At 51.6% G+C, this 26,352-nt stretch carries 17 protein-coding genes; 9 read left to right on the forward strand and 8 right to left on the reverse strand.

The window, feature by feature from the left end:
- Positions 1–149 precede the first annotated feature (149 nt).
- Positions 150–1,190, forward strand: a complete 1,041-nt coding sequence (gene mqnE / locus Q0W37_RS07305; RefSeq protein ID WP_297700201.1) for an aminofutalosine synthase MqnE — start codon at positions 150–152, stop codon at positions 1,188–1,190.
- Positions 1,191–1,396: 206 nt separating this feature from the next.
- On the opposite strand, the gene Q0W37_RS07315 is transcribed toward mqnE, so the two are convergent.
- The 4 genes from Q0W37_RS07315 to Q0W37_RS07330 form a co-directional block, all read right to left on the reverse strand.
- A complete protein-coding gene (locus Q0W37_RS07315; RefSeq protein WP_367186256.1) occupies positions 1,397–3,106 on the reverse strand; it encodes a glycoside hydrolase family 11 protein in 1,710 nt (569 codons plus the stop codon).
- A gap of 264 nt (positions 3,107–3,370) precedes the next feature.
- Entirely contained in the window at positions 3,371–6,076 is a 2,706-nt protein-coding gene (gene gyrA / locus Q0W37_RS07320) for a DNA gyrase subunit A (RefSeq protein ID WP_297700203.1), read from the reverse strand.
- On the reverse strand, positions 6,076–6,885 hold the full coding sequence (surE, locus tag Q0W37_RS07325; protein ID WP_297700205.1) for a 5'/3'-nucleotidase SurE: 810 nt from the start codon (positions 6,883–6,885) through the stop codon (positions 6,076–6,078). Before surE ends, gyrA begins: the two co-directional genes overlap by 1 nt.
- A 108-nt stretch (positions 6,886–6,993) precedes the next feature.
- Positions 6,994–9,705: a TIGR02171 family protein gene (locus Q0W37_RS07330; RefSeq protein ID WP_297700207.1), complete on the reverse strand. Its 2,712-nt coding sequence runs from the start codon at positions 9,703–9,705 to the stop codon at positions 6,994–6,996.
- Positions 9,706–9,792: 87 nt separating this feature from the next.
- Between Q0W37_RS07330 and Q0W37_RS07335 the strand changes: the two genes are divergently transcribed.
- Positions 9,793–10,491 (forward strand): TrmH family RNA methyltransferase, encoded by a 699-nt coding sequence (locus Q0W37_RS07335; RefSeq protein ID WP_297700209.1) that lies wholly within the window; start codon positions 9,793–9,795, stop codon positions 10,489–10,491.
- Between the two features lie 139 nt (positions 10,492–10,630).
- The gene (fabV, locus tag Q0W37_RS07340) at positions 10,631–11,836 is read left to right on the forward strand and encodes an enoyl-ACP reductase FabV (RefSeq protein ID WP_297700211.1); all 1,206 of its coding nucleotides are present in this window, start codon (positions 10,631–10,633) and stop codon (positions 11,834–11,836) included.
- Positions 11,837–11,939: 103 nt separating this feature from the next.
- Here fabV and purT read toward each other — a convergent pair whose 3' ends face one another.
- The 4 genes from purT to Q0W37_RS07360 all read right to left on the reverse strand — a co-directional run bounded on the left by purT (position 11,940) and on the right by Q0W37_RS07360 (position 18,888).
- Complete coding sequence (purT, locus tag Q0W37_RS07345; RefSeq protein WP_173351855.1) at positions 11,940–13,124, reverse strand: formate-dependent phosphoribosylglycinamide formyltransferase; 1,185 nt, start codon at positions 13,122–13,124, stop codon at positions 11,940–11,942.
- 89 nt (positions 13,125–13,213) lie between these two features.
- Positions 13,214–14,770: a hypothetical protein gene (locus Q0W37_RS07350; protein ID WP_297700213.1), complete on the reverse strand. Its 1,557-nt coding sequence runs from the start codon at positions 14,768–14,770 to the stop codon at positions 13,214–13,216.
- 119 nt (positions 14,771–14,889) lie between these two features.
- Positions 14,890–16,674 carry a DNA repair helicase XPB gene (locus Q0W37_RS07355; RefSeq protein WP_297700215.1) on the reverse strand — a complete coding sequence of 595 codons (1,785 nt, stop codon included), beginning with the start codon at positions 16,672–16,674 and terminating at the stop codon, positions 14,890–14,892.
- 51 nt (positions 16,675–16,725) lie between these two features.
- The gene (locus tag Q0W37_RS07360) at positions 16,726–18,888 is read right to left on the reverse strand and encodes an FISUMP domain-containing protein (RefSeq protein ID WP_297700217.1); all 2,163 of its coding nucleotides are present in this window, start codon (positions 18,886–18,888) and stop codon (positions 16,726–16,728) included.
- A gap of 433 nt (positions 18,889–19,321) precedes the next feature.
- Between Q0W37_RS07360 and aroE the strand changes: the two genes are divergently transcribed.
- Genes aroE through Q0W37_RS07390 form a run of 6 tightly spaced genes read left to right on the forward strand, consistent with a single transcriptional unit; the run spans position 19,322 to position 26,187 of the window.
- Positions 19,322–20,209 (forward strand): shikimate dehydrogenase, encoded by an 888-nt coding sequence (aroE, locus tag Q0W37_RS07365; protein ID WP_297700219.1) that lies wholly within the window; start codon positions 19,322–19,324, stop codon positions 20,207–20,209.
- Between the two features lies 1 nt (position 20,210).
- Complete coding sequence (gene aroB / locus Q0W37_RS07370; protein ID WP_297700221.1) at positions 20,211–21,821, forward strand: 3-dehydroquinate synthase; 1,611 nt, start codon at positions 20,211–20,213, stop codon at positions 21,819–21,821.
- A 20-nt stretch (positions 21,822–21,841) separates the two neighbouring features.
- Complete coding sequence (locus Q0W37_RS07375; RefSeq protein WP_297700223.1) at positions 21,842–22,825, forward strand: GDP-mannose 4,6-dehydratase; 984 nt, start codon at positions 21,842–21,844, stop codon at positions 22,823–22,825.
- A 41-nt stretch (positions 22,826–22,866) separates the two neighbouring features.
- Positions 22,867–23,910 carry a hypothetical protein gene (locus Q0W37_RS07380; protein WP_297700225.1) on the forward strand — a complete coding sequence of 348 codons (1,044 nt, stop codon included), beginning with the start codon at positions 22,867–22,869 and terminating at the stop codon, positions 23,908–23,910.
- On the forward strand, positions 23,910–24,731 hold the full coding sequence (gene hisA, locus Q0W37_RS07385; RefSeq protein WP_297700228.1) for a phosphoribosylformimino-5-aminoimidazole carboxamide ribotide isomerase: 822 nt from the start codon (positions 23,910–23,912) through the stop codon (positions 24,729–24,731). Before Q0W37_RS07380 ends, hisA begins: the two co-directional genes overlap by 1 nt.
- Positions 24,700–26,187 carry a glycosyltransferase gene (locus Q0W37_RS07390; protein WP_297700230.1) on the forward strand — a complete coding sequence of 496 codons (1,488 nt, stop codon included), beginning with the start codon at positions 24,700–24,702 and terminating at the stop codon, positions 26,185–26,187. The genes hisA and Q0W37_RS07390 overlap by 32 nt, the downstream gene beginning before the upstream one ends.
- Positions 26,188–26,352 lie beyond the last annotated feature (165 nt).

Below are 26,352 nucleotides of genomic sequence, written 5' to 3' on the forward strand. Positions count from 1 at the left end.
GTCGGGCTCATAACCCGAAGGTCGCAGCGTTCAAGTCCTGCCCCCGCTACTAAAAGAAACCCGTCCTTTCAAGGACGGGTTCTTTTTTTGACTTTCGCATCAGCAGGGATTTTCTTTTCATTCTGCATTTTATAAATTTACCTCGTATTATGTCACGCCTTACTGAATCCGAAGCTTTAGACTTATTCTTAAACGCACCGCTCGACGAACTTTGCGCACGCGCCGACGCCGAAAAGGAACGCCGCCACGGCAAGTCCGTATACTGGGTGAACAACCGTCAGATCAACTACACCAACGTGTGTGTGTTGCACTGTAAGTTCTGCGCGTTTTCGAAGATAAAGAAGGATTCTCCTACCGCCTACGACTGGGACTACCCCACCATCCGAAACAAGGCTGCCGAGGCGATTGCCGGTGGTGCCCGCGAGTTGCACATCGTCGGTGGACTCCACCCCGACCACCCCTTCGACTACTACATCGAAATGCTTCGCAAGCTGCGCGTAGAATTTCCGAAGGTGAACCTGAAGGCTTTTACTGCCGTCGAGATTTGCCATTTCGCAAAGATTTCGGAACAGACTCCGCTACAGATTATGTCGACGCTTAAAGAGGCGGGACTCGACGCACTCCCCGGAGGAGGAGCCGAGATTTTGGTGCAGGACGTGCGCGACCAGATTTGCCCCGGAAAGGAAACCGGCGAAGAATGGCTCGATGTTCACCGCGCCGCCCACAAGATCGGTATTCCGACAAACGCGACGATGCTATTCGGTCACATCGAAAAAATCGAGGACCGCATTGCGCACATGAAGATGTTGCGCGACTTGCAAGATGAAGCACCGGGATTTTTCGCCTTCATTCCGCTCGTGTACCACCCGGAACATAATGCGCTGCATAAGATTGTTCCGAACATCACCAGCGAAGAAGACATTCTGCGGACGGTCGCCGTTGCAAGACTTTTCCTCGACAATTTCCCGCATATCAAGGCCTACTGGATTCAGATGGGAATTGAAACCGCGATGAAGGCGCTCCACGCCGGCGCATCGGATTTGGACGGGACGATTATCGAAGAGAAAATCACGCACGCCGCCGGCGCCACGGTTCCCGTGGGCATGAGCCCCGAACGCATGAAGAGCCTTATCTTAAATGAGGGGCTCGAACCGGTCGAAAGAGACGCACTTTATGAAAGATTCTCTTAACGAGAATCTTTCCTTAGACAAGGAGAGGCTATGCCCCTCCTAAGACCTTCCTTTTCCAAATGCAGCGTAGATTCTCTTAACGAAAAACGTTCTAAAACAAGGAGAGGTTCAGCGCCGACTTCATACCTAAAGGTATTAACAAGAAATGCCCCGCGTTCGCGGGGCATCTCCTTCATCCACTATATAGGAGCATTGGATGTTAAGTATTAGCGGGTTACGCGCACCGTCTGGAACTTGCTACCCTGCTTGATCATGTAGATTCCAACCTTCTGGAACTTGGCAAAGAGAGCTTCTGCAATAGAGGCGCCGTTTGCGACATCGACTTTACCGAGCATACGGCCCTGCATGTCGAACACCTGGAGCGTCTTGCCAGCGACATTCAGGCGCAGATTAGCTGCAGCCAATGCCTGCGGGTCTTCACCTTCGGAAGCAGTGGTGAAGACCAGCTTGACGTCACTAATCTTGACTGCACCTGTAGCTTGTCCCAAGTTGAAGGCAAACTGAGCGGCTTCATCAGTATCTTCTTCCATAGCAAAGATAAATGTGTATTCCTTTTCCGTAGTGGAGATGTCAAATTCCTTAGTGGCGTATGAACCCCAGGGGTCTACGGATTGTTGGAAATTAACTTCAATCTTGCGATCTACATCAGCGCTAGCCTTAAAGGACAACTTGTACTTCATGCCCTTATCAAGAGCCAGATTGTACTGAACAAGCTGCGGCTGGTAAGTTTCTGTACCAATAGTGGTAACGTTAACCGTAGCCGTGCCACCAGAAACAGAAGTCTTTGCAGCAGAGTTACCCCAGTTTGTACCCTGACCCAGGAACCAAGATGCATCTTGGCTTGTAGAAATCACGCTGCCGCTCGGGAAATTACCATCCTTAAGAAGGTTCACTGTAGTTTCGCCAACCAATTCAAACTTGGCGACCACAGACTTTTCCTTGTCCATGGTTACAGAAATGGTTTCGGTAGAACCGGTAGCACCTTCCCAACCCACAAACTTCCAGCCTTCGTTGGCTTTGGCGGTGAGCTGTACAATTGTGTTTGGAGCATAATAGTTAGCGTTCGGGCTCTTTGTCACAGTACCTGCAGCAGCCGGAGATGCAGTTACATTGAGGCCAAGTTCATCGGCACTGCCACCGATTTTCAGCAGATTCTTCTTAACTTTAGCATAACCCCTTGCAGAGCCCGTATTTCCGGTGTAGGATTCAATTTTCATGGAAGCAACTTCATACAGTCTACCCATCTTCATACCCGCTTTAGCCCATTCGCTGAAGTGCTTGGAAATAGAAATGGTACCCTTGGTGCGATGCTGGCTCGTATTCGACGGGATGGACCAATACTGCTTAAAGGTGCTGGTACCCGAAAGAGAAGGTTGATTAATACGGTCGGTAGTATAGAAATCGTAGTCAATACCATCAATCTTTGCAGAACCCCACTTTTTACCACCCGAGGTAGGATTGTAGCTTCCGCGATCCTGGACAATATAGTATTCAATTTCATCGCTGAAACCACCACTGGGAATGTCCTGCTTGTCGTAATAGCCCCAGCCATAGACACTGACATACTTCACGTTGTCAGAGGAGTTCCATTCCACTTCAAATTCGGCGGTAATATTACCCACATTCTGTACGGTAACAGTGGAGTTAGCCCCCCAACGCTTTCCGGAACGGGCCAACATGTTGATAGTACCACTCCATTCAACTTCGAAAGCACCACCATTTTCGGTGCTTGGGTTAAGCGTCATAGTTGCGTTACCGGCACCATTCTGGCTCCAGAGTTCGTAATCATAGCCTGCGCCGCTACCAAACTTCTGGGACGTGCCATTAGAGCAGTTTAGAGTGGTCTGCCCCCAGGAAATGGATGACGAAATTGCGACCATGGCAAAGGCTGTTGTTAAAAAATTTTTTACACTCATACTTTTCCTCTCAAGGGGTTATTTATACTCTCTTTTAATTTATACTATTCTACATAGGTTGTCAAGCACTACTGGATAATTCCGTTGTAACCTTTTACAACAGCTACAACAGGTAAAATATTCCCTTTTTCTGGCAATTTCAAAAAGACTCTTTTTTAGACAACCCATAAAAACATTCTTTTATAAAGCAAAAAATCCCCGCTGCAACAGAATGCAGCAGGGATTAATGTTTTGAAGCTGATCTAGAACAAGCTTCAGTTTATCCTATTGCTCTTCGCTTTCGCTAGGAACACCGATCTGCTGTTCCGGAGAGTCTTCGATCTTTTCGACAGAATCGTCGTCGACTTCCACGCCTTCGACCTTGTCGAAGGTTTCCTTAGCCTCGGCGCTATCCTGTTCGATATCCTCGACGCTCGGGAGTGCGGTAGCATCTTGCACCACATCGCCTTCGCGCAGGCTAATCGCCTTGACACCCTGGGCGTTACGGCCCGTGAGGCGGATATCGGCAGCCTTGATACGAATCACCTGGCCTTCGCGGCTGGTAATGATCAAGTCATAGTCGTCAGCGACACTTTCCACGAACACGGCTGCGCCGACCTTGTCGGTCACGTTCAGGTTGCGAACGCCCTTGCTTCCGCGACGGGTAATGCGGTAAGTCGAAGGTTCGCTACGCTTGCCGTAGCCGTTTTCGGTGATGGTCACGATCTTGTTGCCGGCCTTGAGCCACAACAGAGAAATCACTTCGTCGCCTTCGGCCAAGGTAATACCCTTCACGCCGTGCGTGCCGCGGCCCATGGCGCGGAAGCAACTGATCGGGAAGGTCACGGCCTGACCGTTCTTGGTCGCAAGCATCAGCAAGTCCTTCGGAATCGGACGACCTTCGATATCTTCGGCGTCTTCGGATTCCTCGGCGATGGCGGCCTCGGCAGCCTGTGTTTCGGCTTCAGCATCGGCTTCTTCGCCTTCGGCAGCCTGGCTGGCGTTGAATTCTTCGGCGCTCATGCCGACGAGCTGAACCTTCACCAATTCATCATCTTCGTCGAGGCTGATGGCGTTCACGCCGGCCTTACGCGGACGGCTGAACAAGGTGAGGTCCATCTTGTTGATGACCCCCTTCTTGGTCGCAAACACGAGGCAGAAGTAGCCACCGAACTTGCGCACCGGCACAATTGCCTGCACCTTTTCACCTTCGGTAAGACCGATGAAGTTGATAATCGGGCGGCCCTTGCCGTTGCGGGTTCCTTCGGGCAAGCGGTAGACCTTGGTCCAGTAAGCACGACCCTTGTTCGTGAACACCAACAAGTAGCTGTGAGTGCTTGCGGTAAAGATCTGTTCAACGTTGTCTTCTTCCTTGAGTGTAGCGCCGATAATGCCCTTACCGCCGCGGTTCTGCGCCTTGAAGGTATCAATCGGCAAGCGCTTGATATAGCCTTCGCGGCTGAGCGTAATCACCTGTTCTTCTTCGGCAATCAGGTCTTCGTAATCGTAGTCATCGACAGCGTCTTCGATAGAGGTACGGCGATCGTCGCCGCACTTGTCCACGATGGCGTCAAGACGGTCGAGCATAATCTTCACGCGGCGTTCGCGCTTTTCCAAAATGTCCTTCAAGTCGGCAACGGTAGCAACGAGTTCGTTGTATTCGGCTTCCAACTTTTCGATATTCAGGCCGGTAAGCTGAGCGAGGCGCATGTCCACGATAGCCTGCGACTGGATTTCATCGAGGTTAAAGCGGTTCTGCAAAGAGGTCTTCGCGGCTTCGGTCGTCGGGCTCGACTTGATAATCTGCACCACTTCGTCGATATTCTGCGTTGCAATGCGCAGGCCTTCGATAATGTGGAGACGGGCTTCGGCCTTGTTCAAGTCAAACTGCGTGGAACGCGTAATCACTTCCAAGCGGTGATCCACATAAACCTGGATGAGTTCCTTAAGCGTCAGGAGCTTCGGCAGGTTGTTGACGAGCGCCAAATTGTAAATGCTGAAGGTGGTCTGCAGTTGCGTGTTTTTGAACAAATTATTCAAAACGACTTCGGCGACCACATCCTTGCGCATTTCGATCACGATGCGCATACCTTCGCGGCTAGATTCGTCACGAATGTCCGTAATGCCGTCGACGCGCTTGTCCTTCACGAGTTCTGCAATCTTCTTACAGAGTTCGGCCTTGTTGACCATGTAAGGAATTTCGGAGACGACAATGCGCGGCTTGCCGCGGCTATCCACATCGATTTCGGTACGGGCACGCACGCGCACGCGGCCATGACCCGTCAAATAAGCATCGCGGATGCCCGCGCGGCCACAAATCACGCCACCGGTCGGGAAGTCCGGACCGGACACGTACTGCAAAAGGTCTTCGCCAGAAATGTCCGGATTTTCAGCCACCGCATGAATGGCGTTTGCAATTTCGCGGAGGTTATGCGGAGCCATGGAAGTCGCCATACCCACGGCGATACCGGTGGTACCGTTTACGAGCATGTTCGGGAGAGCAGACGGCAAAACTTTCGGTTCTTCCAAAGATTCGTCGAAGTTCGGGCCCATGTCCACGGTATCTTTTTCCAAATCTTCCAACATGAGCGCACCCATGTTGTTCATCTTGGCTTCGGTGTAACGCATAGCGGCAGCGCCGTCACCGTCGATAGAACCGAAGTTACCTTGACCGAACACCAGCGGGTAGCGCAGCGAGAAATCCTGTGCCATACGCACCAAGGTTTCGTACACGGCAAAGTCGCCATGCGGGTGGTACTTACCGATCACGTCACCCACGATACGGGCGGACTTCACCGTCGGCTTGTTCGGCACCACGCCGAGCTTATGCATACTGTACATCACGCGGCGGTGCACCGGCTTAAAGCCGTCACGCGCATCAGGGAGTGCACGAGCCACAATCACGCTCATGGAATAGCGCAAGTAGCAATCCTGCATGTCCTTTTCAATCAAGGACCTGATTTGCGAACCTGGTACCAATTCTTCTGACATTAGTTTTCCTCTATCATTTCATTTATTACTTCTAAACTTTCTTCGTCGGTCTGGTCGATACGGTGGGGCGTAATCGTCGCGTAGCCCTGATTCAACAGATAGTCGTCGCTATCCTTGGGCTGTTCATCCCACAGTTTATCGCCATCCAGTTGCCACAGTCCATTTTCGTGGGAGTAGTGGTCAGTAAACATTCCAAGAGCCATCTTGGTAGCCTTAAAGCCTTTAAAGGTTTCGGCGGTAGCCTTTGGAAAATTCACGTTCCAGAAAACGCCTACGGGAATCCGTTCGAACAGACGGTCCCTGACCACCTTCACGGCAAATTCCTTCGCCGTTTCGAGCATGTTGGCGGTTGTGCCTCGGAGCGAAAGCGCAATGCCCGGCACACCCCAAAGAGCCGCTTCACGAGCTCCTGCGACCGTGCCCGAATAAAGCGACGACACGCCGGAATTTTCACCGAGGTTGACACCCGAAAAACACACGTCAAACGGCCTCTGGTCTAGCCCCGGACCACCCCCCTCGGTGGTAAGCCCATAGGCTGCAAAATGACCCACCGCAAACTTTACGCAATCGGCGGGAGTCCCAGACATCGAATACGCCTCGATCGCAACATTCTCCGCAACCTTCACCTTTTTGACCGAAAGTCCGCGCCGAACTGTAAAGGCGTGACCTACCCCGCTCTGCTCCGTTTCGGGCGCAAAAACGCACACATCCGCATAAGGGACAAGCGCACACGCCAAAGCGAGCATATAGCCACTCTGGATTCCGTCATCATTTGCGATGAGGACACGTGTCTTCGGGTAGTCTTGCATGTAAGATAAAAGATAGAAAAAAAGGGGGCAGGCCTCAGGTTTAAGGCATCAGATTTTAATAAAAAAGAGGCCCGAAATACACCTTAAAAAGCACCCCCTTAAGCGCCTTTACCGAGGACTTTTTTCGAGCGTTTTCAGTAACGAATCGAGGCGCATGGTAAGCACTCCCGCGCCCCTCCAACACAAGTGATCGTAGTCATAAGCGACATCGCCAAGGTAATCGTGTTTTCCCATCTTATTTTCGTCCATCAGCACAAAATTTTCATTTTCCAGACTCAGTTTCTCTAAACGTTCCTGGAGCATTTTTGCCGTGGACCGACGCATTCCATGTCGCCCATAGCTGCCTGTATTTTGGTAATACGGGCTCAACGGGAAAATGAGGCCAACCACAACAACATTGTGTTGCTCCGCGATTTTCAAAATCCGGTCTAGTTCAGCGAAATTAGACTCGTAGCGACGACTGTCATCGCTCCAGGCGCTATCCACCAGGACTTCTGCAAATTCTTTTCCGTTCGACAACCAATCCAAAACACAAAAGCCATTTGTCCAGCCCCTATTCGAACGTACGGAAGCAAAACCCCTACGGGATTCCGCAATTTCAGACACGCGGGCAACAAACAAACTATCCACTCCCTCTCGCCAGAATTCATGATTTGCATCATACACAAAACCAGGAGCCTCCCCCTTGTTCCAGGCCATGCTTTCTCCCGGTTCGTACTCCCCCCACAAATCAAAATCGAGTCCAATCACCAGGTACTTAAGATTTGTCACCTGAGGCGAAACATATTTTTCATAGAGTTCTTCCACGCAATGCAAATCACAGGGAACCGCCGCTAAATTGATTGCAAACAAACTCATTTGGTTTGCAGCAACCCCCATCTGCATGTGTGAATTTCCTAGACACACCACTTCCGCCGAATCGCGGTACATCCACAAGAGAGGAATTCGCTGCGCCAAGAATTGCGTCGCCTGTCCATTTTCCGAATAATAAAGTCCCAGGCTATCGTAATCCCAACGCACATTGGCGTTACGTTCATGAGCCCAAAAAGCAGGATGCCAAACTTCCGTGCCTTCGACAAGCGAAAGCATTTTAGAGGTATTCGCATTGACAAGCACAATTTTTCGATGAGCGCCATTTGCATCGACAAGTGTCGCCACAAAAAGTGAATCCGACCCGTTCACCCACTCGACATGATCAAACGTAAATCCCTTCGGAGCAGAAACGGACTGAATCAACTTTCCGGTACGATTCGCAATCAAAGCACGTTCGTGAGTTCTATAAGTCGCACCGACAAAATCACGTCCCATTTTCGCACCAAAATCCAAGAAAAGCGTTTTATCGGCCCCACCTTGACTCAAGGACACATTGCAAGCCTGATTTTTCCCATACCAAACCCGTTCTGAACCATCTACAGAAGCGCGCAACAACTGAGATCCCGTCACAGCCAATTTTCCGTCTTTTGAAACTCCACCGTGATAGGCTCCGTCGAACAATTTTTTGGGCTTTCCAAATTTTCCATTCGAAAAACGCACCTGCCATGTTTGGCGACTCTTGAACGCAGCATCATCCTTATTATTGCCAGCATCGCTCACATACACAATGACCGTATCCCCATTTTCAAGGACGCGAAAACGAGGAATGGCGGCAGACTCGGCAGGAAGTTCTACCGGAGTATCATTCTCGGATAGTCGACGGACATAAACCTTTGACGGGCCCGAAACACCCTCAAGTCCTGTACAGAAGGCAACATATCTACCGTCCGGCGAAATATCCGGATGGTATGCCGACACCCCCGTATTCATTTCGACCACGGAAACATAGGCATCGTTAAAGTCGACATAAGCCAAATTGCCATGCACATCTTCTCTAAAGACCAACTTGGAAAGTGGCTTATCTACAAATTTTTTGACAGCACTGGACTTTACCAAGAGCGAATAATTTATTTGTATTTCGTTTCCCATTTCATCTAAATACGAGGGACTAGGAATGGCGCCAAACGCCAAACGAAAACCTACATAAGAAGCCTTGGTCGAAGAGGTCACCATATAGACATCTCCCCGATTGTACAAATGGATTGAAGACGAAGCATTATGGACGCTCCCCCCCTTCAGGACGCGTTCTTCAATACCATCGAGAGGCTTTCCGCCGACAAAATCACCCACCCCTTTAGAATGGAACGGCACCCACAAATCGTTCACCCACTCCAAGGCATTTCCCGCCATATCGCAAATTCCATTTTTATCGATATAGGAGGTACAAACCGGATGGAGTTCAAAGTCCGAATTACCGTTGTGCCACCCCTTTTCCGGTTGCCAATCGAGTCCTGCCGCATAAATCCACTCGGCTTCAGTCGGCAAACGAAAGCCTTGAACTTGGGGATTAAAGACAAGGCCGTCCATTCCGACACAGGCTCCGTCCCCGTCAAAAGACAAACCCGTATAGGAATACACCGTATCGAAACCATTCGACTTGCTCATTTTATTCGCATACAGAATGGCGTCAAAGTAAGTGACATTTGTCGCGGGCAGTTTTCCGGCACAGGCAAGCCCCATATCACCGCAAGTCACTTCCTGTTTACCGATTAGAAAATCGTAGTCAAACGAAGCTTCCATTGAGGGGCGATCTTTTACAGAAGCAAACTCATCGTCCGTTCCCAAAGTGACCGTTTTTCCCATGGAACGCACACGCACAAAGCCGTCCAACGAAAGGGAATCCAGATTATCGGGATTATCCTCCGATTCGTAATTGAATTCAGAATTCGAGCATCCTATGAATCCAAGACCCAGGGCTAAAGCCAACATTCCAACTAATTTTATCATCGTACAAAATATACTTTTTTCTACATTTTTTTCATGTTTTCCGAAAAGAAATTCCTAGCGACAAAAGAGACTTCCAAGGCCAAACGTATGGCCGAATTGCTGCGCGTTATCATTCTGCAACTGGGTGACGACGTACCCCGTGCAAAGCGTGAATTCGAGACCTACGCCGAATGGATGAAACTCCCTGAAAGTGAACGCCTTACCGGAAAAAACCAGGCGCAAATGATCGACCTATACAAGACGTTCCGCACACGTGCAGGCCTAGGCTTTGAACGGGACGTTTACCTGGAACAGGAACCTGGCGACCGCGAAACGCCGAACGAAGCTCCGCTTCCGTTTGCCGTTCTGGTGCATAACCTGCGCAGCGCCTTTAATGTCGGCTCCATCATTCGCAGCACGGACTGTTTCGGACTCGAAGGAGTCCACCTGAGCGGCTACAGCTGCGGCCCCGACCACGTGACCGTAAAAAGTGCTGCCCGCGGATGCCAGGAATGGATTCCAATCAAGCGTTGGGAAAACCCCTTCGATTGCGTAAAATGGCACAAGGAAAACGGCTACGAAATTATCGCCCTTGAAACCGGCGAAGACATCCCGAGCATAAACAACGTAACGTGGCCCGAAAAAGGCCTAATCATCCTCGGGAACGAAGAACTGGGAATCGCTCCGGAACTCATGGCCGAAGCAACCATGAAGGTGACAATCCCGATGGCAGGCCGCAAGGCAAGTATGAACGTTGCCGGGGCATTCGCCATCATGGCTTTCAAGATTCGCTCAGCACATTCGTAAGTAAACTGTCGAAAACATTACAAAATTATATTTTTCTTACAAAAAGAATCGGACATCGGCCAAAAGACCTACAAAAGCGCCCTCTTCTTTTCTAAATTTGGCGCGGTTTGTAAAAAAGTTAAAACAATAAGGTCTGAAAATGATTATTGAGCCGATGATTCGCAGCAATATGTGCGTGAACGCGCACCCGCAGGGCTGCGCCATGGACGTCAAACGCCAAATTGAATACGTCCAGAAAAAACGCGCCGAACGCGGCACGCCGAAAGATTCCCCCAAAACCGTACTCGTGTTGGGCTGTTCCACCGGTTACGGACTCGCTAGCCGAATTTCTGCAGCATTCGAATTCGGAGCCGCCACCATCGGCGTTTCCTTTGAAAAAGAAGGGGTCGACGAACCTCGTCAAAAACCGGGAACTCCCGGCTGGTACAACAACATGGCATTCGACAAATACGCCAAGGAAGCCGGACTCGAAGCCGTGACCTTTAACGGCGACGCCTTTTCCCATGAGATGCGCAAGAACGTCATCGACACGCTGAACAAGATGGGCCGCAAAGTCGACCTGCTGGTTTACAGTGTCGCTTCGGGCGTCCGCGTGGACCCGGACAACGGAACGCTCTACCGTAGCGTACTCAAACCCATCGGCGAAACCTTCTCCGGAGCAACCATCGACTGCATGACCGGAAAAATCAGCACCATCAGCGCCGAAAGCGCCACCGAAGAAGAAGCGGCGAATTCCGTAAAGGTGATGGGCGGCGAAGACTGGGCACTTTGGGTACGTCAACTCAAGGCCGCCGGCGTTCTTGCCGAAGGCATAAAGACAGTCGCCTACTCCTACATCGGCCCGAAACTTTCGCATGCGATTTACCGCGACGGAACCATCGGCGGAGCCAAGAAACATCTTGAAGCCACCGCCCGCGAACTCGACGCCGAACTCCAGAAAGAGCTGAAGGGCGAAGCCTACGTATCCGTGAACAAGGGACTCGTGACTCGTTCCAGCGCCGTAATTCCGATTATCCCCCTGTACCTTTCCGTTCTTTACAAGGTAATGAAGGAACAGGGAACGCACGAGGGTTGCATCGAGCAGATGGAACGTCTGATGAACGAACGCCTTTACACGGGTGCCGCCGTTCCGACCGACGAAAACCACCTGATCCGCATCGACGACTGGGAACTCGACCCGAAGGTGCAGGAAGAAGTCAACAAGCGCCTAGCCACCATCACGCAGGAAAACCTGGCCGAAGTCGGCGACCTTGAAGGCTACCGCCACGATTTCTTGGCTACCAACGGTTTCGACATCGAAGGCGTGGACTACAGCGCAGACGTCAAGAGCGTCGCCACCATCTAAAATTGCCACTCATCTTAGCGCCACAGATTTTAGCGCTACGAAACATTACGAAAAGGACGCGGCATAAAGCCGCGTCTTTTTGTTGAAAACAAATTTAATGCAACTACAGAGTCACCTTGACTTTTTCGCGCATCGCCATGACTTGCGCCTTGGCCTCTTCCACGGTGTTGCGGCGAGCAAGCAGCACGCCCAGGCGACGGTGGCCCTTGAGTTCGGGCTTGCCGAACAGGCGGAGCGCAGTGTCAGGTTCAGCAAGCACTTCTTCGAGGCCGCCAAACTTCACATGGTCGGAATTGCCATCAACCACGATCGCCTTCGAGGCACTCGGGCCGTGGAACGCGATGTTCGGGATGGGCAGGCCGAGAATAGCGCGAGCATGCAGCGCAAATTCGGAGAGGTCCTGGCTGATGAGCGTCACCATGCCGGTATCGTGCGGACGCGGGGACACTTCGCTGAACAGAACTTCGTCCTTGCAAACAAAGAGCTCGACACCGAAGATGCCACGACCGCCGAGAGCGTCGGTCACCTTCTTTGCAATCACCTTGGCCTGTTCCAAGAGTTCCGGCTTCATCGGCTGCGGCTGCCAGGATTCCTGATAGTCGCCGCCCACCTGGTGGTGACCGATCGGTTCCAGGAAGCTCGTGCCCGCCACATGGCGAACCGTGAGCAAAGTAATTTCGTAATCGAACGGCACAAAGCCTTCGACAATCACGCGACTGGCGTGGCCCGTGCGGCCCTCGTGCTGAGAAATATCCCAGGACTTCTGAATATCGGCTTCGGTCTTGATGACACTCTGGCCATGGCCCGAGGAACTCATGACCGGCTTGATCACGCACGGGATACCGATTTCCTTGACGGCCGCCTTGAAGTCTTCAAAATTGTCGGCGAAGCGGTACGGGCTCGTCTTGATGCCGAGTTCTTCGGCAGCGAGGCGGCGGATCCCTTCGCGGTTCATGGTAAGCTTGGTAGCCTTGGCCGTCGGAATGACGTTGTAGCCTTCCTTTTCCATTTCCACGAGCGTGTCGGTCGCAATGGCTTCGACTTCGGGAACAATATAGTCGGGCTTTTCAAGTTCAATCACGCGGCGGAGTTCTGCTCCGTCGAGCATGTTAATCACGTGGCTGCGGTGAGCCACCTGCATGCCAGGAGCATTGGCATAGCGGTCTACGGCAATGACTTCGACGCCGAGACGCATCATTTCGATGATAACTTCTTTACCCAGTTCGCCGGCCCCGCAAAAGAGGACCTTGGTTGCACTAGAACTTAGAGGTGTACCGATTTCTGCCATAATTAAACTCCTTAGTTTTCAGGAATAATATAGGTAATAGACGAGAGAAAATACTACTCAGAACTTAGGAAAAGGGGGGACAAATGGGGTTAAAACTTCGTGTCGACCGGATTGAAGGTCATCTTGATGCCAGAGCGGATCCAGCCGTCCTTGCCGTCTTCATGCTTGTCGTGCGCCAGGTTTTCGTAACTGCGGAAACCGCCGCCGAGGTAGAAACCAAACCAACTGTTGTACTGCATTGCGTAAAGAGCATCGAGCACGTACTGAGTTTCCTTGACTCCAGACGGAGAATGTTCTTCCTTGATGGCAATGTCGTAGTCAGTGTAGAGCTCCTTGTCGCCCTGGCGGAGCCAGGCGAGCGTCATCTTGGCAGAATGCCGTCCCCATTTCCAGCCGAGGTCTAGCCACAGGTCAAGAGCGTCGGAGCCGCGGCGGTAACCGATCGGATAATCGACAAAGTACATGTCGGCATAGTCAGAGTCATCCTGTTCGCGGTAGTTGCTGCGGTAAAGGCGGCGGCTCGAGTATTCCAGCAGCGGGAGGCGTCCATTGCCATGCAGCGGGTCGGTACGCACGGCGTCGAATCGCCACGAGAAAGTTCCGTAACGGAGCGTCGGGAATTCCTGATAGTAGCCCGCCATGTAGCTGATCATGCTTCGGTTCGTGCCCTTGTCGTCATCTTCACCCACGGGGCTATTGATGTCTTCCATGCAAATTTGTCCATAAAACTTGGAGCCCTGCACCGGAGTGAAGCCTATTTCAAACGAGGTAACGGCCTTGGTGTAGCCGCCCGCAAAATTGTTGTGCAAGAACATGAACGGATTCATGGAGCGGAATTCCAGATCCTTGCCACCGACCATGCTTTCTTCGATGACATACGTCCAGAAATGTTTCGTCTCGACACCGATGCGGTGATACACAAGATTTTTCACGTTTTCGTCGTAAACGCGGTCGCGCTGGTTACTCGCCTGCTTGCCCTTTTCGGGGCATTTCTGTTCAGCCGCTTCGGAACCTTCGGGGTAGCGGCACCCCGTTGCGTCCGGTTCACCGGGAACATCGTCAAAGAGCCATGCATTCAACGAAGAAAGCAAATAGTCGTAACGGAAAATGCCCGCCTTGAATTTCCAGTGCAAACCGTCGTGATACGGAGCACCGCCAATCGTCAGGTCGTTCGGAGATACCTTGAGGTCCGGGTCAAATCGGCCCAACTGCACATAGCCTACGGGGTTGTTCCACAGGACATAAGCATTTATAGGAACGCCAATGTCGAGTTCACTCGGTTTGTAGGTAAAATTCGTCTTGAGGTCGCTTTCGTACCAGGCCTCGATATCCTTACGCAAGGGAGCTTCGATCAGGAAATGGAAATCCCCGTAGCCCGCACGGAAACTCAGCATAAAGAACGGTTCGATATGTTCTTCGTAGCTGCGGCCATTTTCGAGCGGAACACGGAGCCCACGCCAGTTCTTGCCGTAATACTCGGCGGTATCCACGGCAAATGTCGGATCGGTGGGGCCTCCGTTCAGGCCGAAATTGAAATCGGTTCCAATCTGGAAATATCCATTGTAATGAGCGGAATCAGCCGCAAGGGAATCCCCCACTGCAGAAGAGGCAAAAGCAAACGCCCCAAGGCAAGCAATAGCAAACAAACTCGAACGGAATAACATTGCACGTAAATTTACTAAAAAAGTGCCACCGCTCAGGATGACACATCAAAAAAGCCGAAGCTAGAAGCGAGTATAGCAACGCCGCTAGACGAAGCTTATAGCTACGCTTTCGCTCTTGCGGCAAGTTCTTCGGGGGTACGGCACAGAATATCCCAGTCGCCGCGCTTGATAATCTTGTAAGCGTACCCCTGTTCGGTCAAGAACAGCTGACGGTTCATGGCGAATTCCTGTTCCTTGGAATCCTGCGTCACGATGCTGTAGAAATGCGCTGCACCGCCGTCGCTCTTGGGACGAAGCACACGGCCAAGGCGCTGGGCTTCTTCCTGGCGGCTACCGAAAGTACCCGAAATCTGGATGAGCACGTTGGCATCCGGCAAGTCGATGGCGAAGTTACCCACCTTCGAAACCATTAGGTTTTTCTGGCTACCGTTACGGAAGGCGGCATAAAGTTTTTCGCGATCCTTGTTCGGCGTCTTACCCGTAATCAGCGGAATCTGCAAGTCTTCGGAGAGGGCTTCGAGCTGGTCGATGTACTGGCCGATAATCAGCACACGGTCATCAGGCTTGTCGAAATACTTGAGCAGGCGTTCCACAATGTCGGTCTTTTCGGGGTTTGTGGAAGCAAGCGTAATCTTTTCACGCACCGGAGCAAGCGCGTACTTCATCTTGAGTTCCGCTTCCATCGGAATGCGGATTTCATTACAGTCGGCAGTTGCAATCCAGCCCTGCGCTTCCAAAATACGCCACGGAATATCGTACTTTTTCGGGCCAATCAAGCTGAACACTTCGGTTTCCTTGTGGTCTTCACGCACAAGCGTCGCGGTAAGGCCCAGGCGGCGAGTGGCCTGCATTTCGGTACTCAGGCGGAACACCGGAGCCGGCAGCAAGTGCACTTCGTCGTAAATCATCAGGCCCCACTTTTCCTGGCTGAACAGCGGGAAATTCGCGAGTTCCTTCTTGACTTCTTCTTCAGTCAAATCGTCCAAGTCCGATTCAGCCTTTTCGTTTTCGGCCTTCTTGGTACGCTTGCGCTGAGTCAAAATCTGGTAGGTCGCCACCGTCACGGGGCCAATTTCCTTGACTTCGCCGGAGTATTCCTTCACCTGGTCGAGCGTCAAGTCCGTCTTGTCGCAAATTTCGCGAATCCACTGACGGGAGGCAGAAATATTCGGCGTCAAAATCAAGGTCTTAGTTTGTACCAAAGCCATCGTGGCAAGACCAATCACGGTCTTACCCGAACCGCAAGGCAGCACGATCACGCCCGAACCACCCTTCTCGGAACCGCTCGCGTAGAACACCTGGGCAGCTTCTTTCTGGTAATCGCGGAGGGCAAACGGCTTTCCGCCCACCGTCGTTTCACGCAGGTGAATCGGGAGCGGATCACCCACGGTGTAACCAGCCAAGTCCTCGACCGGGAAACCCGCATTCGTGAGAGCCATTTTCAAGTGGCCACGACGTTCCGGATCCACCTCAGCGTGCAGGTCATCGATAAACTGGAGAATGTACGGTTCCACTTCCTTGAGGTGGCAAATTTCGGTAAACATGTACTTGTCGTCGGATTCGACAATCAGCTTGCCATCCTCTTTTTTAAGGCGCAACAGACCATAGCGGTCCATATAGTCCTGAATTTCAGTCACCACGGTTTCAGGAATCGGGAATCGGCTCTGGCCTTCGAGGCGTTCCAGAACTTCCAGTGCACGAAGCCCCGTCGAAGCAGCGTTCCACAGGCTGAGGGGACTAATCTTGTAAGTATGCAGATGCTCGGGGCTCTTGACCAGTTCGGTGAAAGGGGCAATTGCGTCGCGGGCAGCTTCGTAGGTGGGAGCATCAACTTCCACCATAATTTCCATATTACTCTGAACAATAATGGCGCCATTCGGATTCATAGGCGCCAAATTTAGTAAATGTTTCGGTTTATGCCAAGATACCCAATCTTACTAAAAACTAATGCTACATCTCATATCTTCGGATACCGAGATAGAGAATTCTTCATTACAGATGCTTGAGTCTAAATTGCCTAATATAACCCACCCCGATCCTGAGAAGTTTTTGTCCCCAACGGTAACAGTAGCGGGATCTCCACTAGAATATTGACAAGTAAGGCGAGGAGAGCTATATCCAGCGCTGCATCCACCATCCAATACGGCAGTATAAGTTATACCTCCTTCGAGTTCTACATTATCCCTCACATCATTGGTGAATATAACAGCGGACTCGGTGTAACCTGCACGAACCGTCGGGCAAGACAGCCTTTGCGGAATATTAACGTATTCGTCACCCACTTTCATCTTGTTATTGACTTTAACCAGCGGAGTCACAGACTCAAGCGCATCAAACGTTTTCGTCGCCTGGGCACCGGAAATCGTTACGCCAGCAGATTGGCCACCGAAATCCCAGGAATAGCCAGAAATTTTATTACTGCCTTTCTTGCAACCGGAAACACTCCAGGTGACAGACGTGTTTGACGGATCTACTTCCGAAGTACATTCGCATTTCGAAGCGGTGATGTGAACATCCTCATAGACACAGCGAACACGTCTAGCCGATTTGTCATCGGAGTTAAGAATACCGACGTTGCACATAAATCGATTGCCACTACAGGTTAGAGATATTCCATTTCCATAGCTATTTGTCGCAAAGTATTTGAGTTCTTTTCCCTGTTCGAATGAATAGTTTATTTTCCCTGACATTTGCACAACATCCATCAATTCGCGTTCCGTAGGCAGGCGCCAACCTGCTGGGCAGGCATAAAGTGCATCTTGCAGCGGGAATTCGACAGAACCATTATGTGTTAGGTCCTCAACCATCCAGACTAGGGTATCTACAACATCAACAGTCGGTATCGAATCTATTTCTACAACAGGATTCTGCAAACAACGCACCGAAATCCAACCATGAGCACCATCTTCGCTATAGATCAAATCGTCTTTATCGAAGGCGAGCTTGTAACTACCACCAAACGACCCTCGCTCCCCCTTGAAATAGAAGCGGGTGTCATCGCCAACATAGCAGTCGCCCACATCCCAGCAGCTGCCCGCAGGGAGTGCGCTAAAGCCAAAGCGGTCTGTTCCCCTAGTCGCACCGATTCGTGTTGAATCTTCACTACCTATTGGAGATCCGTTTCCTTCAATGTTTACCGTATCACCTTCGGTGTACCAACCGGTTGTCGTCTTCAGGCTCACTCCGACAGGTTCGCCATCATTAAACGAGGTCACATGCGAAATCAATTTTTTCCATTCCAGTGAATCAGGGACATGCCAACCTTCAGGGCAAAGTGACAAATAATTAGAGCTGGAATAGGTATACATTTTTGCATCGCGCCCTTCAAAATTGTATAGGCGCCCATACTTTTCGCAGTTTTCAGCCTCCAACATCGGGCACAATCCGTGACCGTCGTCGTAGTTCAGGTTCTCAGCAAACCACACCTGATCGCCCATTCGAACGGTCTTGTAAGTCTTGCCATCACGAGAATCCGTGAACGAGCCTGTCACCTCTTCCCACGGATCATCGTATTCTTCAGGATCCTCCTCGTCGCTGCTTTCGCTACTAGAGCTATTCGCCTTTTCTTTGCCGCTGCTAGAGCTGACGGACTCGTTTTTGCCACTGCTAGAACTCTTAGCGTTGGACTTGCCGCTCGATGAAGACTTCGCCTCAGGCTTTACCACGACGTCTTCAACATCCTCATCTTCGGTCCATTTTCCGTCATTACAGACCAGCGCCTGGTATTCATCCAGAACAAATGCCGTTTCGCCTTCGCGCTTCTTAGTGCACTTAGGAACGTCGCTACTTGTCTCGTAGGCATTTCCCAAATCTTGCCACTTGCCATCGTTGCAAAGCATGGCATCGTCATTCAATAGGACCAGACTTCCCTTGCGAGACTTAGAGCAGTTGGGCAGATCGTCTTCGGACTTGTAAGTCGGAATGGAATCCGTATCCGAGCTACTTGAAGAATCCTCTTGCTGTACGTCACCTGAATCCGGCTCACTGCTGCTAGAATCGCCACCGCAGGCCACGAAGAATACGCACGTAGAGATTGCCGCGCTTGCTTTCAGCAAGCGCGCAATGACGTTGCCTTTTTTGTTTTGAGAGAATGTCTTCATTTTGATAACCTTTTTTATCCGCTGTTCCGCCCCCAAAAACGCACGAGCCGTTAATTACCCCTCCTCAAATGTAAAAAATCGAAAAACATAGTCAAGTGCAGCGGGATTTTTGCATAAAAAACGTTGTGAAAAAGGGAAAGCCAGCCCGAAGTGGACTTTTAGCGATTTTGAGCCCCTATTTTTAAGGGGTGGGGCATATAAATCATCCATTTTTCCACAATTTATACGCCCCCAGAAGTATTTTTCAGCACGTTTGTTTGCATACAAAATAAAAAGAGGCGTATAAATCAAGGCTAAAACCCGTTTTATATGCCCCCGCACCCCAAAACATCATAAAAACGGATCGACACACACCTACGGGGTTTGCGACGAGAAAAAAGCCTTTTTTCCTGAAAATTTTATATATCTTTATATTGTAAAAAAAGAGGTTTTTTTGAGCCAGTTAATATTGAATGGAAAGACCGAGACACTTTGCATTTTCGGTCATCCTGTTGGTCATAGCAAGTCGCCGCTGATGCATAATGCACTTTTTGAAGCATTAGGCATCAATGCGGCCTATTTACCCTACGCCCCGGAACCCGAAAAATTGGCAGACGCCATCAAAGGTTTTAGGGCCATGAAGTTCTGCGGGGCAAATGTCACGATTCCCTACAAGACACCCGTGATGGACCTTGTAGACGAACTTTCGGACATTTCGAAGTTTACCGGCAGCGTGAATACGCTCTACTGGAAAGACGGCGTTGTCGGGGGCACTCTATGCGGTACGACAACCGACCCCTACGGATGCATCCGCAACCTGCAGGAATCGGGAGTTGAGCCCTCGAACAAAAGGGTCGCGCTCCTCGGAAACGGCGGTGCAGCCAAGGCGATCGCCTACACGCTTGCCGAAATGCAGAACAGGCTCACCATCGTGTGCCGCAGCCGCGAAAAAGGCCAAGCGCTCGCCGATAGCCTGAACCAGTTCTTTAACGGCAAGGCGCCCCAGGTTGAAGTCGCCACGTTCGATGAATTCCCGAGCATTTCCCAACGCATCGAAATCATCATCAATGCGACCTCCGTGGGCATGACACCAAACGAAGACCAATCGCCATTGACCGAAGAATCCTTGCACCCCACGCAAGCCGTGATGGACATCGTGTACACGCCGCCCATGACCAAGCTTTTGCAAATGGCAAAGGCCAAGGGGTGCAAATTCGTGACCGGCGAAGGAATGCTGGTGCACCAGGGCATCGAAAGCTTTAGAAAATGGTTCCCCGAAGAAACCAAGAACAAGACGAACGACGAACTCGCACAGATTATGCGTAAAGGAATGCAGGGCTAATATGAACAAGCACATCTTTTTCACCGGATTCATGGCAAGCGGAAAATCCCGCACCGGACGCGCCCTGGCAGAACGGCTCAACCGCCCCTACGTGGATACCGACGCCGTTATCGTCGAACGCGCAGGCAAGACCATCAGCGAAATTTTTGAACAGGAAGGCGAAGCCAAGTTCCGCGAAATGGAACGCGATGTCGTCGCCGAATTCGCCAAGAAAGAAACCCCGCACATTATTTCCTTGGGCGGTGGCGCACTCACACAGCCGGACAACCTGAAGGTTATCCGCGAGAACGGCACCATCATTCGTCTGTGGGCAAAACCCGAAGTGCTTTCGGAACGCATCGGCCGCAAGAACACACGCCCCCTGCTTGCCAACTTGAGCGACGAAGAACGCCTCGAAAAAATCAAGGTGATGCTCAAGGAACGCGAAAAGAATTACGCGAACGCCGACTTCAGCGTGGAAAGCTCCGACGAATTCACCGAGGACCACGTCATCGAACGAATCCTCTACATTCTGAATTTCTGGAACAGCCATGCACTGGACGTTTGCCCGAGCAGCGGCGGACGCTACCCCATCTTTATCGGCAAGAACATCATTCCCGAAGCGGGCGTGCTGCTGGAATGCCTGAAACTCGCACCGAGCCACGAGTTCCTGGTCTGCACCGACACGAATATCGCCAAGGTCCAGAGCCAGATGCTCGGCGAACTGAGAGGCCAGGCCGGACGTTGTCCGATTTTCAAGTTCCAGGCCGGCGAAAAGAACAAGACCTTGCACAACCTGAACCAGCTATTCAGCTTCATGCTCCACCGCGGCTACACCCGTAAGAGTTGCTTGTTGCAGTTCAGCGGCGGCGTGGTCGGCGACATGGCAGGCTTTGGTGCTGCCACCTACCAGCGTGGCATCCCCTTTATCCAGTTTCCGACAACTCTTTTGAGCATGGTCGACAGTTCCGTGGGCGGAAAGGTTGCCGTGAACCACCCCGAAGGCAAGAACATGATTGGCGCATTCTACCAGCCCAAAGCGGTGGTCTGCGACCTTGCAGTCCTTAGCACCTTGCCCGAAACGGAATACCTGGCAGGCCTTGCCGAAATCGTAAAGTACGGCGTGATTTACGACGAAGAATTCTTCCGTTATATGGAAGAAAACGTCGAAAAAATCAAGGCTCACGACCTCGATGTTTTGAAGCACCTGATTTACCGCAGCTGCGCCATCAAGGCAGAAGTCGTCGGCATCGACGAAAAGGAAGCGGGACTCCGTGCTATTTTGAATTACGGGCATACCTTCGGGCATGCAATTGAAAACTTGACGCACTACAGCATGTTCACGCACGGCATCGCCGTGTCGCTCGGCATGCGCGTGGCCGCCCGCGCGGCAGTTCTCCTCGGTAAAATCAGCGCCGAAGAAGAAGCTCGTCAGAACAAACTCTTGGACGATCTCGGATTCCCGAAGAAATACGACATCGACGTGGAAGCCGCATGGGACGCCATGGCTGTTGACAAGAAGGCAGAAAAGGGCAAACGTGTTTACATCCTTCCCACGAAGATTGGAGCCGTGGAAAAGGTCGTGAACATCGAAAAAGATATCATTACTCAAAGCTGGGGAGCTATTAAGTAATTCTATAGGAGTGTGTGAATATGAGTATTCTTGTAACTGGTGGAACAGGTGCCCTTGGGTACCACATTTTGTCGAGCCTCGTGGGAACGACGCATGATTTGTTCAGTTTTAGCGACGAACAGCCGCAGCCCTGGCAGAAAGTCGAAGGCGTCGAATACCTGAACGGCGACTTGCTGAACTTCAAGCATATGCAAGAAGTGATTCAGCACGTGCAGCCCACGCACATTTACCACCTGGCAAGCCAGTCGTCGGTGGGACTCAGCTACAAGAAACCCTACGAAACGCTGAACATTAACCTGCTCGGCACGCAGAACCTGCTCGAAGCCGTCCGCCAGAACTGCCCCAAGGCAAAGATCATGCTCTTGAGTTCGAGCGAAATCTACGGACGCACCGACCACCAGCTCACCTACCTGCACAAGGAAACGGACGCACCGAACCCGCTCACGCCCTACGCCACTTCCAAGGCTTGCATGGAACTTCTGGGCAACCAGTTCAAGAACGCCTACGGGCTGCACGTGGTATTCGTGAGACCCTTCCATTTTACAGGCCCACACCATAGCCGCCGTTTCGTGATTCCCTCAATTACGTACCAGCTTGTAAAGATCAAATATTACGGCACCGAACCCGTTATCTATTCCGGCAGCCTCGACATTAGCCGCGACGTGATTGACGTGCGTGACGTGGCCCGCGGCATAATCCAGCTCTTGAACCAGTCGGAATCGGGCGAAGTGTACAACCTTTGCTGTGGCAAGTCGTACACCTTCCGCGAACTCACCGAAATGCTCGTCGACATCGCGGGCGTAAGCGTTGACTTCCGCTTTGACCCCGGTTACGAACGTAGCAACGACATTCCGCTTTTGATTGGCAACCCCGAAAAGGCGATGAGCATGGGATGGAAGCCGATGATCGGAATCGATGACTGCCTTACCGACCTGTTCAACGAAATGGTGCTCCGCCGCCGCACCGAGCTGAAGATGGGCATGGGACAGGACCTGAGACTGTAATAATGAAGAATTAAAAATGACACTGCAAATATGAGTCGTTTATGAGAAACAAAATAACCTTCATCGCAATTATGGTGGCACTCTGCGCGTCGTTTGCGTTTGCAGGCGACGTGGTGGCGCCGCAAGGAGCGGTTCGCAATGTGAGCGTCGACGATTTCATGCCGCACCCAAACAGCGTCAAGGAATACAACGAGACCTGGAGTTACCAGTTCGTTTTCGACAACGGCACCCGAGCCTTTATCAACTATTCCACGCTCCACATTCCAGGCGCCGGTAGAAAGATTACCTGCGATATGAGCTTCTGGAATTTCAAGAGCAAGACGTACACGGTTGGCCGCCAATACCCGCCCGAACGCCTTAAGGCAGACAAAGCCAAGGCAAGCATCGACATCAACGACGAATACGCGATGGAACACAAGCCGGGCAAAGGTCACCGCGTGTTCTTTTCTGCCGACAAGGGTGGCAAATTTCTGGTCGACGTGACCTTTGAATCAGCCGAAGTCGGAAAAGTTCCTGGCAACGGCGTGTGGAAAATCGGCAATGAAAGTTTCGGACAATACGTTCACATTCCTTACGGTCGCGTTGCAGGCAAAATCGCTTACAACGATGACACCCTTACCGTGAAGGGCTACGCCTACATGGACCAGACCTGGCAAACTGAAGCTGCCACCGACATGGCGGCACGTTCGGTCAACTTCAGCACAAACGCACGCACCCCGCTATTTGCAGGGCGAGTCTCGATTTCTAAAAGTGGAGAACCTTTCGGGTACGCCCTCTACAAGAACGAATCCGGAATGAAAGTCGCACAGCCCAAGACAATCAAGGAAGACGGCAGCGACTACAGCGGCAAAAAATTTGCAAAAGGCGACCTGACATTCGAATGGCAGGACGCAGACATTCCAACACTCAAGTTTAACGTTGCAAAGACGCTCGAAAAAGCAAGTCTTCTGGACAAAGTAGACGGCTGGTTCGCAAAGAAGGCTTTCAAGATAGCCACCGGCGGCGAAGTCCTCTTTTACAGGGGCCGTAGCGACGCAAGCCACGGAAAAAAAATAGACTGGTGCATTACCGGAGTTAAAGACTAATGACAAAGTTTCGCCCCTGCATAGACCTGCACGACGGACGTGTAAAGCAGATTGTAGGTAGCTCGCTTTCCGACAGCGGCACGGGCCTCAAGACGAATTTTGAAACGGACCGCTCCCCCGCCTGGTTTGCGGAACTCTACAAGAAAGACGGAATCAAGGGTGGCCACGTGATTATGCTCGGCAAGGGCAACACCGAAGCCGCTAAGACTGCGCTCGCCGCCTACCCCGGCGGACTCCAGGTGGGCGGCGGCATCACTGCCGAGAACGCGAAAGAATATCTGGATGCCGGTGCATCTCATGTAATCGTGACGAGCTGGATTTTTCCCGAAGGCAAGCTCGACCGTGAGCGCCTGGAATTGCTTTCCAAGACGGTCGGCAAGGAGCATCTGGTGCTTGACTTGAGCTGCAAGCGCGTGAGTTCTGCGAAGAAAAAGCAATTTGTCCCCGACGACGAAATCGACGATCCGGACGAAGCACGCCCCCGCTGGAAAATCGCCACGAACCGCTGGCAGACCTTGATTGACATCGAGGTGAACGCTGAAACGCTCGAAGACCTTTCGCGTTACTGCGACGAATTCCTGATTCACGCCGCCGATGTCGAAGGAAAGCAGCAGGGCATGGACGACGAGCTGATTATGTTCCTCGCCGAACACAGCCCCATCCCCTGCACCTACGCCGGTGGCGCCAAGTCACTTGAAGACCTCAAGCATTGCAAACAAATTTCTAATGGAACGATTGACCTCACCATCGGATCGGCCTTGGACCTGTTCGGTGGCAAAGGAGTAAAATATGCCGACTGCGTCAAATTCAACAAAGCTTAAGCCGACCGATTCACTGGATTCGCGTCCGGCCATCTTTGGACGCACCGTCACGAGCACCTTCAAGAAGATGTTCGGTTTCAAGCATCAGCCCCCCGGAAACCTGCGTACCGGCATGATTCCGCCGGTTGTCTTTGGAACACTTTTCTGGAATCTGCCCAAACTTTTGAAGCTGCGCTGTTACCTAAAAAAGGAACGCCGCCAACGCCCCGCGAACGATGTACGCATTCTGTTCTATTCGGACAACCTCGACGAGACTAACGGAATCGCGAACAACTTAAGAAACGTGATTCCCTACATGCGTGCCCATGGGATGCAGGCGTATCTTGCAGGAAACGCATTCAACACGCGCCCCTGCGGAGTCGTTGAAAACAGCTATTGTCTTTTGCTCCCCCGCATGTTCAGCATGGAGCAGCTCGGATACGCCAACAGCGAACTCGCCATTCCACGCATCGGCCCGGTGCTTCGCCTGCTCAAGCGTTACCCTGTCGACCTGATTGAATTCGAGACGCCCAGTCCCGGAGCATGGCTCGTCTGTTTTTGTGCGAAAGTCGCTGGCATCAAGGTGTTCAGCCACTACCGCACCGACGTTCCGACTTACACCAAGACGCTTGTGAAGGCCAAGTGGATGTTCCATTTTGTGCTTTGGCTCATGAAGATTTTCTATCGCATGACGCGCCCTGTGGTAAGCCCCTGCAAGGACTACGCGGATATTCTGACTTCACAGCTGAAAGTGCCCGTAAACCAGGTGCAGATTCTCCCCCGCGGACTTCCGCTTGAAAAATTCTCACAGGATTTACGCGGCAAAGGCACCTGGGAAAGGTTCAACGGAGCAGGAGTTCCTGCCGCGCAAACGGACTTTGCACAATCGAACGCAACTCAGGTTGGAACTGCGCGCAAGGTACGCTTCTCTTTCATCGGACGCATTTCAAAGGAAAAGAACCTGGAATTCCTGAATGGCGTCTGGAAAAAGTTTGCCGCCAAGCACGATGACGTAGAACTCATGTATGTGGGTTACGGCTGGTACCTCGAAGAAATCAAGAAATTCTTCGAAGGTGATAGCAGCGTACACTTTGCTGGCGAACAGGGCGGAGAAACGCTCGCCGGCCTTTACGCTGATTCCGACTTTTTCCTGTTCCCGAGCACTACGGACACCTTCGGGAACGTGGTGGTCGAAGCGATGTCCACAGGCACTCCCGCGATCGTAAGCGATTACGGCGGACCGCACGATATCGTAATGGACGAAGCCGCAGGTCGCATTTTGCCGATTGACGAAGACGCCTGGCTGAACGCCCTGGAAGAATGTCGCAAGCTGTACCTTGAGGAACCCGCCACCTACGCCAAGATGCGAGAGGTCGCCCACGAGCGCAGCCTCAAGTACACCATGGAATCTTCGACCAAGGCGCAGTTCGAATTCTTCAGGAAGCTGAAAAGAGAAGCGTACGGAATTAGTGGTTAGTGTTGAGTAGTCGGTTATGAGTGGTCAGAGTTTAGTAGTTAGTAAACAGTGGTTAGGATAATTCGGATTTCAGAGTTCAGAGTTATTAGTTTGTGGAACTTGGAGCTTAGAACTTAGATATTTCGGAGAACGAAATTTGGAATTCGGAGTTGGTTTGTAAACCGA

Origin of the sequence: uncultured Fibrobacter sp., from assembly GCF_947166265.1 — a bacterium.
Classification (GTDB): Bacteria; Fibrobacterota; Fibrobacteria; order Fibrobacterales; family Fibrobacteraceae; genus Fibrobacter.

Excerpts from the sequence above, each read along its gene's own strand:
- hisA (WP_297700228.1), top strand. The coding sequence starts at position 23,910 with ATGACAAAGTTTCGCCCCTGCATAGACCTGCACGACGGACGTGTAAAG.
- Q0W37_RS07355 (WP_297700215.1), bottom strand. The coding sequence starts at position 16,674 with ATGAATCCGAATGGCGCCATTATTGTTCAGAGTAATATGGAAATTATG.
- aroB (WP_297700221.1), top strand. The coding sequence starts at position 20,211 with ATGAACAAGCACATCTTTTTCACCGGATTCATGGCAAGCGGAAAATCC.
- Q0W37_RS07315 (WP_367186256.1), bottom strand. The coding sequence starts at position 3,106 with ATGAGTGTAAAAAATTTTTTAACAACAGCCTTTGCCATGGTCGCAATT.
- Q0W37_RS07380 (WP_297700225.1), top strand. The coding sequence starts at position 22,867 with ATGAGAAACAAAATAACCTTCATCGCAATTATGGTGGCACTCTGCGCG.
- Q0W37_RS07375 (WP_297700223.1), top strand. The coding sequence starts at position 21,842 with ATGAGTATTCTTGTAACTGGTGGAACAGGTGCCCTTGGGTACCACATT.
- purT (WP_173351855.1), bottom strand. The coding sequence starts at position 13,124 with ATGGCAGAAATCGGTACACCTCTAAGTTCTAGTGCAACCAAGGTCCTC.
- Q0W37_RS07390 (WP_297700230.1), top strand. The coding sequence starts at position 24,700 with ATGCCGACTGCGTCAAATTCAACAAAGCTTAAGCCGACCGATTCACTG.
- mqnE (WP_297700201.1), top strand. The coding sequence starts at position 150 with ATGTCACGCCTTACTGAATCCGAAGCTTTAGACTTATTCTTAAACGCA.
- Q0W37_RS07335 (WP_297700209.1), top strand. The coding sequence starts at position 9,793 with ATGGCCGAATTGCTGCGCGTTATCATTCTGCAACTGGGTGACGACGTA.
- gyrA (WP_297700203.1), bottom strand. The coding sequence starts at position 6,076 with ATGTCAGAAGAATTGGTACCAGGTTCGCAAATCAGGTCCTTGATTGAA.
- Q0W37_RS07360 (WP_297700217.1), bottom strand. The coding sequence starts at position 18,888 with ATGAAGACATTCTCTCAAAACAAAAAAGGCAACGTCATTGCGCGCTTG.
- Q0W37_RS07330 (WP_297700207.1), bottom strand. The coding sequence starts at position 9,705 with ATGATAAAATTAGTTGGAATGTTGGCTTTAGCCCTGGGTCTTGGATTC.
- fabV (WP_297700211.1), top strand. The coding sequence starts at position 10,631 with ATGATTATTGAGCCGATGATTCGCAGCAATATGTGCGTGAACGCGCAC.
- surE (WP_297700205.1), bottom strand. The coding sequence starts at position 6,885 with ATGCAAGACTACCCGAAGACACGTGTCCTCATCGCAAATGATGACGGA.